This is a genomic window from Pseudomonas sp. PSB18, from assembly GCF_014596565.1.
Taxonomy (GTDB): domain Bacteria; phylum Pseudomonadota; class Gammaproteobacteria; order Pseudomonadales; family Pseudomonadaceae; genus Aquipseudomonas.
This window is the reverse complement of sequence record NZ_NOIN01000003.1, coordinates 1-14,128: the sequence shown is the minus strand read 5'-3', so window position 1 is coordinate 14,128 and position 14,128 is coordinate 1. Positions and strand designations below refer to the sequence as shown.

General features: G+C 62.1%; 14 protein-coding genes. 11 read left to right on the top strand and 3 right to left on the bottom strand.

Going from position 1 to position 14,128, the window contains the following annotated elements; translation table 11 throughout:
• Window positions 1-22 precede the first annotated feature (22 nt).
• Window positions 23-1,498: an inorganic phosphate transporter gene (locus tag CGA22_RS07720; RefSeq protein WP_041022120.1), complete on the bottom strand. Its 1,476-nt coding sequence runs from the start codon at window positions 1,496-1,498 to the stop codon at window positions 23-25.
• Window positions 1,499-1,852: 354 nt separating this feature from the next.
• Window positions 1,853-2,053, bottom strand: coding sequence for a hypothetical protein (locus CGA22_RS07715; protein ID WP_084213744.1), 201 nt, complete (start codon window positions 2,051-2,053; stop codon window positions 1,853-1,855).
• A gap of 564 nt (window positions 2,054-2,617) precedes the next feature.
• Here CGA22_RS07715 and pcaR point away from each other — a divergent pair.
• The 11 genes from pcaR (at window position 2,618) to pcaC (ending at window position 13,476) form a co-directional block, all read left to right on the top strand.
• Window positions 2,618-3,460, top strand: a complete 843-nt coding sequence (gene pcaR, locus CGA22_RS07710; protein WP_024780244.1) for a pca regulon transcriptional regulator PcaR — start codon at window positions 2,618-2,620, stop codon at window positions 3,458-3,460.
• 115 nt (window positions 3,461-3,575) lie between these two features.
• On the top strand, window positions 3,576-4,922 hold the full coding sequence (locus CGA22_RS07705) for an MFS transporter (protein ID WP_188258536.1): 1,347 nt from the start codon (window positions 3,576-3,578) through the stop codon (window positions 4,920-4,922).
• A 284-nt stretch (window positions 4,923-5,206) separates the two neighbouring features.
• A complete protein-coding gene (locus CGA22_RS07700) occupies window positions 5,207-6,067 on the top strand; it encodes a CoA transferase subunit A (RefSeq protein WP_041021416.1) in 861 nt (286 codons plus the stop codon).
• The gene (locus tag CGA22_RS07695; protein WP_041021415.1) at window positions 6,064-6,843 is read left to right on the top strand and encodes a CoA-transferase subunit beta; all 780 of its coding nucleotides are present in this window, start codon (window positions 6,064-6,066) and stop codon (window positions 6,841-6,843) included. The genes CGA22_RS07700 and CGA22_RS07695 overlap by 4 nt, the downstream gene beginning before the upstream one ends.
• The gene (gene pcaF, locus CGA22_RS07690) at window positions 6,840-8,045 is read left to right on the top strand and encodes a 3-oxoadipyl-CoA thiolase (protein ID WP_174245331.1); all 1,206 of its coding nucleotides are present in this window, start codon (window positions 6,840-6,842) and stop codon (window positions 8,043-8,045) included. The genes CGA22_RS07695 and pcaF overlap by 4 nt, the downstream gene beginning before the upstream one ends.
• A 37-nt stretch (window positions 8,046-8,082) precedes the next feature.
• A complete protein-coding gene (gene pcaH / locus CGA22_RS07685) occupies window positions 8,083-8,787 on the top strand; it encodes a protocatechuate 3,4-dioxygenase subunit beta (protein WP_041021413.1) in 705 nt (234 codons plus the stop codon).
• Between the two features lies 1 nt (window position 8,788).
• A complete protein-coding gene (pcaG, locus tag CGA22_RS07680) occupies window positions 8,789-9,355 on the top strand; it encodes a protocatechuate 3,4-dioxygenase subunit alpha (protein WP_188258535.1) in 567 nt (188 codons plus the stop codon).
• Between the two features lie 185 nt (window positions 9,356-9,540).
• Window positions 9,541-10,836, top strand: coding sequence for an MFS family transporter (locus tag CGA22_RS07675; RefSeq protein ID WP_041021411.1), 1,296 nt, complete (start codon window positions 9,541-9,543; stop codon window positions 10,834-10,836).
• Window positions 10,837-10,895: 59 nt separating this feature from the next.
• Window positions 10,896-12,260, top strand: a complete 1,365-nt coding sequence (locus CGA22_RS07670) for a 3-carboxy-cis,cis-muconate cycloisomerase (RefSeq protein WP_041021410.1) — start codon at window positions 10,896-10,898, stop codon at window positions 12,258-12,260.
• 12 nt (window positions 12,261-12,272) lie between these two features.
• Window positions 12,273-13,073, top strand: coding sequence for a 3-oxoadipate enol-lactonase (pcaD, locus tag CGA22_RS07665; protein WP_041021409.1), 801 nt, complete (start codon window positions 12,273-12,275; stop codon window positions 13,071-13,073).
• Window positions 13,074-13,083: 10 nt separating this feature from the next.
• Entirely contained in the window at window positions 13,084-13,476 is a 393-nt protein-coding gene (gene pcaC / locus CGA22_RS07660; RefSeq protein ID WP_041021408.1) for a 4-carboxymuconolactone decarboxylase, read from the top strand.
• A 59-nt stretch (window positions 13,477-13,535) separates the two neighbouring features.
• On the opposite strand, the gene CGA22_RS07655 is transcribed toward pcaC, so the two are convergent.
• Window positions 13,536-14,128, bottom strand: a 593-nt coding sequence (locus CGA22_RS07655; protein ID WP_188258534.1) for an OprD family outer membrane porin, incomplete at its 5' end; no start/stop codon positions are given.

Genomic DNA, 14,128 nt, shown 5'->3' with positions numbered 1-14,128 from the left:
CCTTTTTTGTGAGCCGCTGGAATCAGCTGCCCAGGGCCTTGGAAGCCAGCCAGAACAACCCGGCCGATAGCGCCACTGTCGCCGGCAGGGTCAGCACCCAGGCCAGCAGGATGTTGCGTACCGTGCCGCCTTGCAGGCCGCTCTTGTTGGCGATCATGGTACCGGCCACGCCGGAAGACAGCACGTGGGTAGTGGATACCGGCAGGCTGAAGACGTTTGCCAGGCCGATCATGCATGCCGTAGTGATCTGCGCCGACATGCCCTGGGCGTAGGTCATGCCCTGCTTGCCGATTTTCTCGCCGATGGTCAGCACCACACGCTTCCAGCCCACCATGGTGCCCAGGCCCAGCGCCAGGGCGACGGCCAGGATCACCCAGAACGGGGCGTATTCGGTGGTGGCGGTCAGGTCCTTGCGCAGTTTGTTCAGATCGTCTTTTTCACGGGCCGCCAGGTTTGGCAACTTGCCGACCTTCTTGGCCGTGTCGTCCAGGCAGAGCAGGTAGCGACGAATCTCTATGCGGCTTTCCGGCGGCAGCGAGTGGTAGTCGGCCACGCCTTTGAGGGTGTCGAGCAGCGCATTGATGGTGGGTTCGGTCTGCTGCGGGTTGCAACGGAATTTCTCCGGCAGATCGCCCGGCACGCTTTTGCCCAGCGCCAGGTATTCACCCAGGGATTCGCCGTTGCGCTGGTAGAACTGGCTCAGGTGCAGGGTCGCGTCACGGGTGCGCTCGATCTGGTAGGTGGTGCTGCTCAGGTCGAGTACGAATTGCGCCGGCACGATACCGATCAGCACCAGCATGATGAGACCGATGCCTTTCTGACCATCGTTGGAACCGTGGACGAAGCTGACGGCCATGGCCGAAATCACCAGCACGAGGCGGTTCCAGAACGGAGGATGCTTCTTGTCGTCGATCTTGCGACGCTGTTCCGGTGTCTTGTGCATCTTCGACAGCGGACGCCACCATTTCAGGCCAATCAGCACCAGGGCCGCAACCAGGAAGCCGGCCATGGGCGAGAACACCAGGGAGGCGCCGATATCGATCGCCTTCTGCCAGTTCACTCCGTCGCCCAGCGGGATATCGTTGATCAGCGCGTTGGCCAGGCCCACGCCGAGGATCGAACCGATCAACGTATGGGAGCTGGATGCCGGGATACCGAAGTACCAGGTGCCCAGGTTCCAGGTGATGGCCGCTGCGAGCAGCGAAAACACCATCGCCAGCCCGTGTCCGGTGTTCACATTGATCAGCAGCTCCACGGGCAACAGGTGGACGATGGCGTACGCCACGCCCACGCCGCCCAGCAGCACGCCGAGGAAGTTGAACACCCCGGAAAAGAACACCGCCAGGTGCGGCGGCATCGCTTTGGTGTAGATAACAGTGGCAACCGCGTTAGCGGTGTCATGAAAGCCGTTGATGAACTCGAAGGCGAGGACAAAAGCCAGGGCGAGCAAGAGGCTCACAAGCACCCAAGCATCCAGTCCGCTGAATAAATCGATCATGAAGGTTTTCTGACCCGGTCATAAGGGGGCGCGATTATGCCAGAAAACCTCGTTGATCGATGCATTGCCTGCTCATCGGTAACATTCTTCAACGAAATAATGTGTAGGAAACCCTCCGGGAGCAGGTTTTCTAAGGGCCGCGCAACCCATTGATTCCGGGGTCAAAAGCCAGGCGAGCAAGGGACGCCGAGGCGGAGCAGAGACCCCAGGCAGTTGTATGAAATATCTGAAAAGAAAGTCAGACAGGGTTCCTCCACACGAGGGTAGAAGGAGAGGGCGGCCCGCTCATGACGGGCGTCCAGCCGCGGTGTCCGGCCTGGGTGGCGACCGGATACCGTTTCCAAGGAAAGCGTGTTATCGCTCTTCGGGCCTGAGTTCCTTTTCCATTTTCTGAAGTTCCTGGGAAAAGGCCTGGTCCTGAACAGTGGCGCGTTTACGCCAGGGTTTGCGTTCCGGTTCAGGTTGAGCGGCGTAGGTGGTGATTTCCCCGCCGTAAACTTCCTTGTAACGTTGTTCCTGGCGCTCAAGTTCCGCGCGCAGTTCGTCTTTCGTCACAGTATTACCTAGCAAAGTGAAATTGAATCTGGTGATACGCACTGCATGTATCCACGCAGACGGCCACGGCACCAGAGCTGACAGCTGACGTAGCATCAGGGCTTCGTGTTGTTGCCGATACAGGGGAAGCGGCCATGGGGGGCTTCAGGCACCTGAGGACGAAACAGGCCGATGGGCCTTACCGTCGCTGAGTTGCATTATAGCGGTCCACCCGAAGAACACTATCGGGAAATATTTAAAGGGCGGATTGTTGTGTGTACCCATGTTTGCATGTGCAACTTATGGCAATTACGTTTCAAGCAATACCATCCGTGCCGATACCCTCGCGCCGTTCAAGGCGACAAGTTCAATATTGCAATCTCGTTGTTCAAAGTCAAATGTGCCTGACGCCGCTCTTCAAACTTATTCTCGGATCCGTCGAGCGGCCGGGCGATTTCCGGAGCTTGTTTCGTCGATTGCGATTATCGGCCGGGGGTTCGATAATCGAACGCTTCTGAGGGCCAGCCCTTGTTGTCCCTCGGGCCGCCGTTTGTAATAACCGTCACTGCCGGGGAAGTACCAGACATGAACGACCAATTGCGCAACGCCTTCTCTTCAGTCGCGCCACCGATTGTCGCCTCACCGGCCAAGCGGATCCAGGCCTTGACCGGCGACCCGGACTTCATGACGTCCCTGGCCCGCGGATTGGCCGTGGTCCAGGCCTTCCAGGAGCGCAAACGGCACCTGACCATCGCGCAGATCAGCCATCGCACCGAAATCCCTCGTGCCGCTGTCAGGCGCTGCCTGCACACGTTGATCAAGCTCGGCTACGCCACCACCGACGGGCGCACCTATTCGCTGTTGCCCAAGGTGTTGACCCTCGGCCATGCCTATCTGTCGTCGACGCCCCTGGCGGTTTCTGCCCAGCCGTACCTGGATCGCATGAGCGAACAGTTGCACGAGGCCTGCAACATGGCGACGCTCGAAGGGGACGACATTCTCTATATCGCCCGGTCAGCCACCACCCAGCGGCTGATTTCCGTGGACCTGTCCGTCGGTGGACGCTTGCCGGCCTATTGCACTTCCATGGGCAGGATTCTCCTGGCGGCCCTGGATGACGCTTCGCTGCGTGATTACCTCGACCATGCCGACCTGCAGGCCAAGACCAGCCGGACGTTGCACACCCCCGAGGCGCTGCTCGAATGCCTGCAGCAGGTGCGACTGCAGGGCTGGTGCATCGTCGACCAGGAGTTGGAGCAGGGCCTGCGGGCCATTGCCGTTCCGGTCTACGATGCTTCCGGTCAAGTGGTTGCGGCGCTGAACGTCAGTACCCATGCCGGACGTGTCAGCCGCAGTGAGCTGGAGCAGCGGTTCCTGCCCAGCCTGTTGGGGGCCAGCCGGGACCTGAGCGCGCAGTTGTTCGCTTAAGCTGTTCGATAAACGCACAGAGACGTCTCGGGTGAATTGACGGTATTTATCTGGCCTCATTAATGTCGCGGCAGCGTCATCCGGCGTGATCGGCACAATAATAATGAGAGAGACGATGAACCAGCCCCAGACCTCCGTAGGCCATTGCCTCGACGTACAGTCCTTCATCAATGGGCAACCCATTTCGCGCTATCAGTGGCGGGTGGTGATCCTCTGTTTCCTGATTGTCTTCCTCGATGGCCTCGACACAGCGGCCATGGGCTTCATCGCCCCGGCCCTGTCCCAGGATTGGGGTATCGATCGCGCCAGCCTCGGCCCGGTCATGAGCGCCGCGCTGATCGGCATGGTCTTCGGCGCGCTGGGCTCCGGTCCGCTGGCTGACCGCTTCGGGCGAAAAGTCGTGCTGGTGGGCGCGGTCGTGCTGTTCGGTGCGTTCAGCCTGGCATCGGCCTATAGCGCCAATGTCGAGCAATTGCTGGTGCTGCGCTTCCTGACGGGCCTGGGATTGGGCGCGGGGATGCCGAACGCCACCACCTTGTTGTCGGAATACACTCCGGAGCGCAAGAAATCCCTGCTGGTGACCAGCATGTTCTGCGGATTCAACCTGGGGATGGCCGGCGGCGGCTTCATTTCGGCCAAATTGATCCCGACATTCGGCTGGCACAGCTTGCTGCTGATCGGCGGGATCCTGCCATTGATCCTGGCGGTGGTGCTGCTGTTCTGGCTGCCGGAGTCGGCGCGCTACCTGCTTGTGCGCAATCGTGGCACCGATAAGGTACGCAAGGCCCTGGCGCCGATCGACCCGGCCACCATTGCCCAGGCGGCCAGTTTCAGTGTGCCCGAGCAGAAAACCGTGAAGGCCCGGAATGTCCTTGCGGTGATTTTCTCCGGCACCTACAGCGCCGGTACGCTGCTGCTGTGGCTGACCTATTTCATGGGCCTGGTGATCGTTTACCTGTTGACCAGTTGGCTGCCGACGCTGATGCGCGACAGCGGTGCAAGTATGGAGCAGGCCGCTTTCATCGGCGCGCTGTTCCAGTTCGGCGGGGTGCTGAGCGCGGTCGGCGTGGGCTGGGCGATGGACCGGTTCAACCCGCACAAGGTCATCGGCCTGTTCTACCTGATGGCCGGGATATTTGCCTATGCAGTAGGGCAGAGCCTGGGCCACATCACCCTGCTTGCGACGCTGGTGTTGGTGGCCGGCATGTGCGTCAACGGCGCGCAATCGGCGATGCCTTCCTTGGCGGCACGCTTCTACCCGACCCAGGGCCGGGCCACCGGGGTGTCGTGGATGCTTGGCGTCGGTCGTTTCGGCGCGATACTCGGGGCCTGGATGGGGGCGACCTTGCTAGGCCTCGGCTGGAACTTCGAACAGGTGCTGACCGCCCTGGTCATTCCTGCCGCGTTGGCGACCGCGGCGGTGGTGATCAAAGGCGTGGTCAGCCATGCGGATGCAACCTGACTCGAGCCTGAGCGGCCTCCTGTGAGAGCGAGCCTGCTCGCGATAGCGATCTATCAGTAGCGAACTTACTGCCTGATACGCCGCCATCGCGAGCAGACTCGCTCCCACCCGGAATTCATTTGCCAAGTAAATCGATAGCCAAACAACAATCTGTTCGATAAACGAACACTCAGTCGATTATCGGATTGTTTGGCTTTTTCCCGCAGCTTAATCTTCAGTCACTCCGGCGCTGAACCTCGCGCCTTTTTCTTCATGTCGGTCCACTGGAAAACGGGAGCCTGCCCATGGCTGAAATCCTTTCGCTGCACGACGCGGTGAAGCAGTTCGTCAACGACGGCGATACCGTCGCCCTCGAAGGCTTCACCCACTTGATTCCGACGGCGGCGGGTCATGAAATCATCCGTCAGGGCAAGAAAGACCTGACCCTGGTGCGAATGACCCCGGACCTGATCTATGACCAGCTGATCGGCGCAGGCTGTGCTCGCAAATTGATTTTCTCCTGGGGCGGCAACCCAGGCGTGGGCTCCTTGCACCGGCTGCGCGATGCCGTCGAGAAACAATGGCCGCAGCCCCTGGAAATCGAGGAGCACAGCCACGCCGACCTGGCCAACGCCTACGTCGCCGGGGCCTCCGGCCTGCCATTCGCCGTGCTGCGGGCCTACGCTGGTTCCGACCTGCCGAAGGTCAGCCCGCTGATCAAAAGCGTGACCTGCCCCTTTACCGGTGAAGTCCTGGCCGCGGTGCCTTCGGTGCGTCCCGACATTACCGTGATCCACGCCCAGAAAGCCGACCGCAAGGGCAACGTGCTGCTGTGGGGCATCCTCGGTGTGCAGAAAGAAGCTGCGCTGGCCGCCAAGCGTTGCATCGTCACCGTCGAAGAAATCGTCGACGACCTGAATGCGCCGATGAATGCTTGCGTCCTGCCGACCTGGGCTCTGAGCGCGGTCTGCCACGTGCCCGGCGGTGCTCATCCGTCCTACGCCCATGGTTACACCGAGCGTGACAATCGTTTCTACCAGGCGTGGGACGCCATCGCCCGGGACCGTGAGACGTTTACCGCATGGATCAACGAATACATCCATGGCACCCGGGATTTCAGTGAATTGCAGGCCAAACTGGCAGCCGCTTCGGAGGCGAAACAATGACGTACTCCACCAACGAAATGATGACCGTTGCCGCGGCCCGTCGGTTGAAAAACAACGCCGTGTGCTTCGTCGGCATCGGCCTGCCATCGAAAGCGGCGAACCTGGCGCGGCTGACCTCGTCGCCGGATGTCGTGCTGATCTACGAGTCCGGTCCGATCGGTGCCAAACCCAGCGTGTTGCCGCTGTCCATTGGCGACGGCGAGCTGGCAGAAACGGCGGACACCGTCGTTCCGACCGGTGAGATTTTCCGCTATTGGTTGCAGGGTGGACGTATCGACGTCGGCTTCCTCGGCGCCGCCCAGGTCGACCGTTTCGGCAACATCAACACCACGGTGGTGGGCAATTACCACCAGCCAAAAGTCCGCCTGCCGGGCGCCGGCGGTGCACCGGAAATCGCCGGTTCCGCCAAGAGCGTGTTGATCATCCTCAAGCAGTCGGCGCGTTCGTTCGTCGATAAGCTGGACTTCATCACCTCGGTCGGTCACGGCGAAGGCGGCGATTCCCGCAAGCGCCTGGGCCTGCCGGGGGCGGGGCCGGTGGGTATCATCACCGACCTGTGCATCATGGAGCCGGAAGCCGGTACCCATGAATTCGTGGTCACTGCGCTGCACCCCGGCGTGACCCGCGAGCAAGTCATTGCGGCCACCGGCTGGGCGATCCGTTTCGCCGATCAGGTGCACACCACTGCCGAGCCGACCGAGGTGGAGCTGCGCGCTCTGCGTGACCTGGAAGCTCGCACCGCAGCGGCCCACGGCCAGGCACCGGGAGAAGCTTGATGCGCGACGTCTATATCTGTGATGCGATTCGTACCCCCATCGGCCGCTTCGGGGGTGGCTTGGCCGCGGTGCGCGCCGATGACCTGGCGGCCGTGCCGATCAAGGCGCTGATGGAGCGCAACCCATCGGTGGACTGGAGCGCGGTGGACGAGGTGTTCCTCGGTTGCGCCAACCAGGCCGGCGAAGACAATCGCAACGTGGCGCGCATGGCACTGCTGCTGGCGGGCCTGCCGGAGAGCATTCCCGGCGTGACCCTCAACCGTCTCTGCGCTTCGGGCATGGACGCCATCGGAACGGCGTTCCGCGCCATCGCCAGTGGCGAAATGGAGCTGGCCATCGCCGGCGGCGTGGAATCGATGTCCCGCGCGCCGTTTGTGATGGGCAAGGCTGACGCGGCGTTTTCCCGCAACATGAAACTGGAAGACACCACCATTGGCTGGCGCTTCATCAACCCCTTGATGAAAGCCCAGTACGGCGTGGACGCGATGCCCCAGACCGCCGATAACGTGGCGGACGATTACGCGGTGTCCCGTGCCGATCAGGATGCATTTGCCTTGCGCAGCCAGCAACGCACGGCGGCGGCCCAGGCCGCAGGGTTCTTCGCCGAAGAAATCGTACCGGTGCGCATTGCCCACAAGAAAGGCGAAACCGTGGTCGAGCAGGACGAGCATCCCCGTGCCGACACTACGCTGGAAGCCCTGAACAAACTCAAACCAGTCAACGGCCCGGACAAGACTGTCACCGCCGGCAACGCCTCGGGTGTGAATGACGGCGCGGCGGCGCTGATCCTGGCCTCGGCTGAAGCGGTGAAGAAACACGGCCTGACCCCTCGCGGCAAAGTGCTGGGCATGGCCAGTGCCGGCGTGGCGCCACGGGTGATGGGCATCGGCCCGGTGCCGGCGGTGCGTAAGTTGACGGAACGCCTGGGCCTGGCAGTCGCCGATTTCGACGTGATCGAACTCAATGAAGCGTTTGCCAGCCAGGGCCTGGCGGTGCTGCGCGAATTGGGGCTGGCGGACGATGCGCCGCAGGTCAATCCGAACGGCGGCGCCATCGCGCTCGGTCATCCACTGGGTATGAGCGGGGCGCGACTGGTGCTGACGGCGTTGCATCATCTGGAAAAGACCGGCGGCAAGAAAGGCTTGGCGACCATGTGTGTCGGCGTCGGCCAGGGCCTGGCATTGGCTATCGAGCGCGTCTGACGCGCCGTACTACTTATAAGAAACCGAGGAATGCTTCATGACTGACAAGCCTGGTTACCGTCGCCCCCAAGCGGGCACCCAGCCGGAGTACCTGCACCCGCCGTATCAGTCCACCAACCTGCGCTCGCCGTCCAAGCCGTTGGTGCATATGCCTCACTCGCTGTCGGAAATCACCGGCCCGACCATCGGCGCCGACCGTGTCCAGGAGAAGGACAACGACCTGACCGCCCAGCATGCCGGCGAGCCACTGGGGGAACGGATCATCATTCACGGGCGTGTGCTGGATGAGAACGGCCATCCCGTGCCGGGCATTCTGGTGGAGATCTGGCAGGCCAACGCCGCCGGTCGCTATCACCATGACCGCGACAAACACGATGCGCCGCTGGACCCGAACTTCACCGGCACCGGTCGCGCCATCACCGACGCCGACGGCTGGTATCAGTTCCAGACCATCAAGCCCGGTGCCTATCCCTGGGGCAACCACCACAACGCCTGGCGCCCGGCCCATATCCATTTCTCGCTGTTCGGGCCCAGCATCCTGACGCGCCTGGTGACGCAGATGTATTTCCCTGGCGACCCGCTGCTGGAATACGACCCGATCTACAACTGCGTGCCGGACACCCGTGCCAAGGAACGCCTGATCGCCAGCTTCGACCTGGAAAAAACCATCCCTCACTACGCCCTCGGTTATCGCTGGGACATCGTCTTGCGCGGCCGCGATGCCACGCCGATGGAGAAATAAGATGACGCTTACCGCCACCACGTCCCATACCGTTGGCCCTTACTATCACATCGGCCTGACCTGGCTGAACCGCGAAGACCTGACCGTCGCCGAAACCCTCGGCCAGCGCGTGGCGATCACCGGGCAGGTGATCGACGGCAACGGCGAGTTCGTCAACGACGCGATGCTGGAAGTCTGGCAGGCCAATGCCGCTGGCAGATACGCCCATCCCGAAGACGATCAGGACAAACCCCTGGATCCGAATTTCGAAGGTTTCGGTCGGGTGCCGGTGGACGCCGAGGGGCGTTTTCGCTTCACCACCATCAAACCGGGCACCGTGCCGGGCCTGGGTGGCACGACCCAGGCGCCGCACCTGGTGGTACTGGTATTCGCCCGTGGCTTGGTCAAGCATCTGCTGACGCGCATCTACTTCGACGGTGAGCAGGCCAACGAAGCCGACCCGTTGCTGGCCTGCGTCCCTGAAGAGCGTCGCGCCACTATCGTGAGCAAACCCGATGCGTCGGGCGTGTACCAGTGGAATGTGATTCTGCAGGGGACGGATGCCGAGACGGTGTTTTTCGATTACTGAAGAACTCCTGTACTGATCGTTCCCACGCTCTGCGTGGAAATGCCTCAACGGACGCTCCGCGTTCGGCTTGTGGGACGCAGAGCGTCCCCGGCTGCATTCCCACGCAGAGCGTGGGAACGATCTGTGGAACGGGACTGTTACGAAGTGTGTCTAGACTCTGTTAAGTCCCCAAGAGTGAATAACCCATGACCACCCCAACCAGCCACTACACCGGCGAAGAGCGCAGCAAGCGCATCTTCGCCATCGTCGGTGCTTCCTCCGGCAACCTGGTCGAATGGTTCGACTTCTACGTCTATGCGTTCTGCGCGATCTATTTCGCGCCGGCTTTCTTCCCGTCCGACAACCCCACGGTGCAACTGGTCAATACCGCCGGTGTCTTCGCCGCCGGGTTCCTGATGCGGCCGATTGGCGGCTGGATTTTCGGCCGGGTGGCGGACCGTCATGGGCGCAAGAACTCGATGATGATTTCGGTGCTGATGATGTGCTTCGGCTCGTTGCTCATCGCCTGCCTGCCCACCTACAAAGACATTGGCGTCTGGGCACCGCTGCTGCTGTTGCTCGCCCGCTTGCTGCAAGGTTTGTCGGTGGGGGGCGAATACGGCACCACTGCCACCTACATGAGCGAAGTCGCCCTCAAGGGCCAGCGCGGCTTTTTTGCGTCGTTCCAGTACGTGACGTTGATAGGTGGGCAACTGCTGGCGGTGTCACTGGTGGTGATCCTGCAACAATTCCTCAATGAAGACGAACTGCGGGCCTATGGCTGGCGGATTCCCTTCGTGGTTGGCGCCGTGGCGGCATTGATCTCCCTGTTCCTGCGCCGTTCCCTGAAGGAAACCAGCAGCAAGGAAATGCGCGAGAACAAGGACGCCGGCAGCATCGCCGCGCTGTTTCGTGACCACAAGGCCGCGTTCATCACCGTGCTGGGTTACACCGCCGGCGGTTCGTTGATTTTCTACACCTTCACCACCTACATGCAGAAATACCTGGTGAACACCGCAGGCCTGCAGGCCAAGACCGCCAGTTACATCATGACCGGCGCACTGTTCCTCTACATGTGCATGCAACCGCTGTTCGGCATGCTGGCCGACAAGATCGGCCGCCGTAACTCCATGCTCTGGTTCGGCGCGTTGGGTGCCTTGTGCACGGTGCCGATCCTGCTGACCCTAAAAAGCATCAGCAGCCCATTCCTGGCGTTCGTCCTGATCACCCTGGCACTGGCAATCGTCAGCTTCTACACCTCCATCAGTGGCCTGGTAAAAGCAGAAATGTTTCCACCCGAAGTGCGTGCGCTGGGGGTAGGGTTGGCCTACGCCGTGGCGAATGCGATTTTTGGCGGTTCGGCGGAGTACGTTGCCTTGAGCCTGAAAGCCCAGGGCATGGAAAACGCCTTTTACTGGTACGTCACGGTCATGATGGTGGTGGCGTTCCTGTTCAGCCTGCGCCTGCCGAAGCAACCGACTTATTTGCACCACGATCTTTGAAGCCACTCCTTTGATCCAACCGCGACCGGCCGAGAGGCCGGCGCACCCAAGGACTGTTTATGAGCGAACGACCGGGCAATCAGCTGTTCGATGCCTATTTCACCGCCCGCGACATGCGCGAGGTGTTCTGCGATGCGGGGCGGGTGCAGGCCATGCTCGACGTCGAGGCGGCACTGGCCCGGGCCGAGGCGCGGGTAGGGCTGATCCCACAGGACGCGGTGGCTCCCATCGAGGCTGCCTGTCGCGCCCAGTTGTACGATTTTTCGGCTTTGGGCGAAGCGATTGCCAGTGCCGGCAATTCGGCGATCCCGCTGGTCAAGGCATTGGGCAAACGCATTGCCAGCGAGCACGCCGAGGCTGAGCGGTACGTGCACCTGGGCGCCACCAGCCAGGACGTGATGGACAGCGGCCTGGTCCTGCAACTGCGCCAGGCACTGGAACTGATCGAAAGCGAGCTGACGCAACTGGCCGCCATCCTGGCTCGACAAGCCGAGCGCTACGCCGCCACGCCGTTGGCCGGACGCACTTGGCTGCAGCATGCGACACCGGTGACCCTGGGCATGAAAATCGGCGGATGGCTGGGAGCGGTCACCCGCAGCCGCCAACGTCTGTCGGAACTCAAGCCGCGCTTGCTGGTGCTGCAATTCGGCGGCGCTTCCGGAACGCTCGCCGCATTGGGTGAACAGGCGCTGGCTGTCGCCGAAGCCCTGGCCGCCGAGCTGCGACTGGACCTGCCGGAACAACCCTGGCACACCCAGCGCGACCGACTGGTGGAGTTCGGCTCGGTGCTGGGCCTGATTGCCGGTAGCCTGGGCAAACTCGGCCGTGACATCAGCCTGTTGATGCAGACCGAGGCCGGCGAAGCGTTCGAGCCGTCGGCACCGGGCAAGGGCGGTTCGTCGACCATGCCCCACAAGCGCAACCCGGTGGGCGCGGCGGTACTGATCGGTGCGGCAACGCGGGTGCCTGGTTTGGTGTCGACGTTGTTCAGCGCGATGCCCCAGGAACATGAGCGCAGCCTGGGTCTCTGGCATGCCGAATGGGAAACCCTGCCGGAGATCTGCTGCCTGGTGTCCGGTGCCCTGCAACAGGCGCGGCTGCTGGCGGAGGGGCTGGAGGTGGACGCGGTGCGCATGGCCCGCAACCTCGAATTGACCCAGGGCCTGGTGCTGGCCGAAGCGGTGAGCATCGTCCTGGCCCAGCGTGTCGGACGGGACACCGCGCACCATCTGCTGGAGCAGTGCTGCAAGCGTGCCGTGACCGAACAACGTCACCTGCGCGACGTGCTGGGGGACGAGCCCCAGGTGTGCGCGCACCTGTCCGACGCCGAACTCGATCATTTGCTCAACCCCGCCCATTACCTCGGCCAGGCCCAGACCTGGGTCGCTCGGGCAGTGGCCGAACACCTTGCCTTGAAGGTCTGAAAGGAGATTGTTGTGGGATTCGTCAAACTCGCCGACGGCGAACTGAACTATCGATTCGACGGGCCGCAAGACGCCCCGGTGTTGGTGCTCTCCAATTCGTTGGGGACCGACCTGCACATGTGGGACGAGCAGGTTGCAGCGTTCAGCGAGCACTTTCGCGTACTGCGTTTCGACACCCGCGGTCACGGCCAGTCGCTGGTCACCGAAGGCCCTTACAGCATCGAGCAACTGGGCGGCGACGTGCTGGCGATGCTCGATGTGCTGGGTATCGACAAGGTGCACTTCTGCGGACTGTCCATGGGCGGCCTGATCGGGCAGTGGCTGGGCATCAATGCGGGTGAGCGACTGCACAAGTTGGTGGTGTGCAACACCGCTGCCAAGATCGGTGATCCGTCGATGTGGAACCCGCGCATCGAAACCGTGCTGCGTGACGGCAAGGCGGCCATGGTGGCGCTGCGGGATGCTTCGATTGCCCGCTGGTTCACCCCGGACTTTGCCCAGGCCAACCCGGACACGGCGAGGAAAATCACCGACATGCTCGCCGCCACCTCGCCTCAGGGGTATGCCGCCAACTGCGCCGCGGTGCGCGATGCCGATTTTCGCGATCAATTGTCCTCGATCCGTGTGCCGTTGTTGGTGGTGGCCGGTACCGAAGATGCGGTGACGCCGCCGTCGGGCGGGCATTTTATCCAGGAGCGGGTCAGTGGGGCGCAGTATGCCGAGTTCCATGCCGCGCACTTGTCCAACGTCCAGGCCGGCGCTGCGTTCAGCGAACGGGTGTTGGATTTCCTGCTTGATTCCAGTCGCGCCTGAGGAGTTTTTTGTGGACGAGAAACAACGCTACGACGAAGGCATGCAAGTCCGCCGCGCGGTGCTGGGCGATGCCCATGTGGATCGCAGTCTCAATGCCCTGACCGAATTCAACAGCGAGTTCCAGGAGATGATCACCCGTCACGCCTGGGGTGACATCTGGACCCGCCCGGGCCTGCCGCGCCACACCCGCAGCCTGATCACCATCGCCATGCTGATCGGCATGAACCGCAACGAAGAACTCAAGCTGCACCTGCGCGCAGCGGCCAACAATGGCGTGAGTCGTGGCGAGATCAAGGAAGTGATCATGCAGAGCGCGATCTATTGCGGCATTCCTGCCGCCAACGCCACGTTCCACCTGGCTGAGTCGGTGTGGGACGAGTTGGGCGTCGAGTCCCGAGAGTAGGCTCACCGTAATCCCGGTGGGTCAGTCGCCACCTGAACGACAGACCCACCCCAGCCGCCTTACAACAAGCTCATCGGATAGCTGACAATCAACCGGTTCTCATCGAACTCATTGGTGCTGAAATCCCGCCGCAGCGTCGAGTTGCGCCATTTCACATTGAGGTTCTTCAGCGCACCGCTCTGCACGGTGTACGCCAGTTCGCTTTCACGGCCCCATTCCTTGCCGTCGTCCACCGTGGCGGTGTGCACGTTGTCGCCGCTGATGTAGCGGTTCATCAGGGTCAGGCCCGGCACGCCGACGGCGGCGAAGTTGAAGTCATGGCGCACTTGCCAGGATTTTTCCTTGGCGTTGTCGTAGCTGGAGTTATAGCTGTCGTTGGCCAGGGTGCCGCCGCTGGTGCCGTTGACGCGCATCCAGGCATCGTCGCCGCTGAGTTTCTGCAGGCCGACGTAGAAGGTGTTGCCACCGTACTTGGCCGAGAGCATGGCGAAGGCGGTCTTGTTGTCCAGGTCGCCGGCCAGGGCGCTGCCGTTTTCCTTGCCGATGAAGTAGCCGAGGTTGGCGCCCAGGGTCCAGTCGCCGATGGGCTGGCTGTGGGTCAGGTTGAAATACTGCTGCTGGTAGATGTCGCTCAGTTCCGAGTACCAGACGC

Excerpts from the sequence above, each read along its gene's own strand:
- pcaG (WP_188258535.1), top strand. The coding sequence starts at position 8,789 with ATGACGCTTACCGCCACCACGTCCCATACCGTTGGCCCTTACTATCAC.
- CGA22_RS07675 (WP_041021411.1), top strand. The coding sequence starts at position 9,541 with ATGACCACCCCAACCAGCCACTACACCGGCGAAGAGCGCAGCAAGCGC.
- pcaH (WP_041021413.1), top strand. The coding sequence starts at position 8,083 with ATGACTGACAAGCCTGGTTACCGTCGCCCCCAAGCGGGCACCCAGCCG.
- CGA22_RS07700 (WP_041021416.1), top strand. The coding sequence starts at position 5,207 with ATGGCTGAAATCCTTTCGCTGCACGACGCGGTGAAGCAGTTCGTCAAC.
- CGA22_RS07705 (WP_188258536.1), top strand. The coding sequence starts at position 3,576 with ATGAACCAGCCCCAGACCTCCGTAGGCCATTGCCTCGACGTACAGTCC.
- CGA22_RS07670 (WP_041021410.1), top strand. The coding sequence starts at position 10,896 with ATGAGCGAACGACCGGGCAATCAGCTGTTCGATGCCTATTTCACCGCC.
- CGA22_RS07720 (WP_041022120.1), bottom strand. The coding sequence starts at position 1,498 with ATGATCGATTTATTCAGCGGACTGGATGCTTGGGTGCTTGTGAGCCTC.
- CGA22_RS07695 (WP_041021415.1), top strand. The coding sequence starts at position 6,064 with ATGACGTACTCCACCAACGAAATGATGACCGTTGCCGCGGCCCGTCGG.
- pcaR (WP_024780244.1), top strand. The coding sequence starts at position 2,618 with ATGAACGACCAATTGCGCAACGCCTTCTCTTCAGTCGCGCCACCGATT.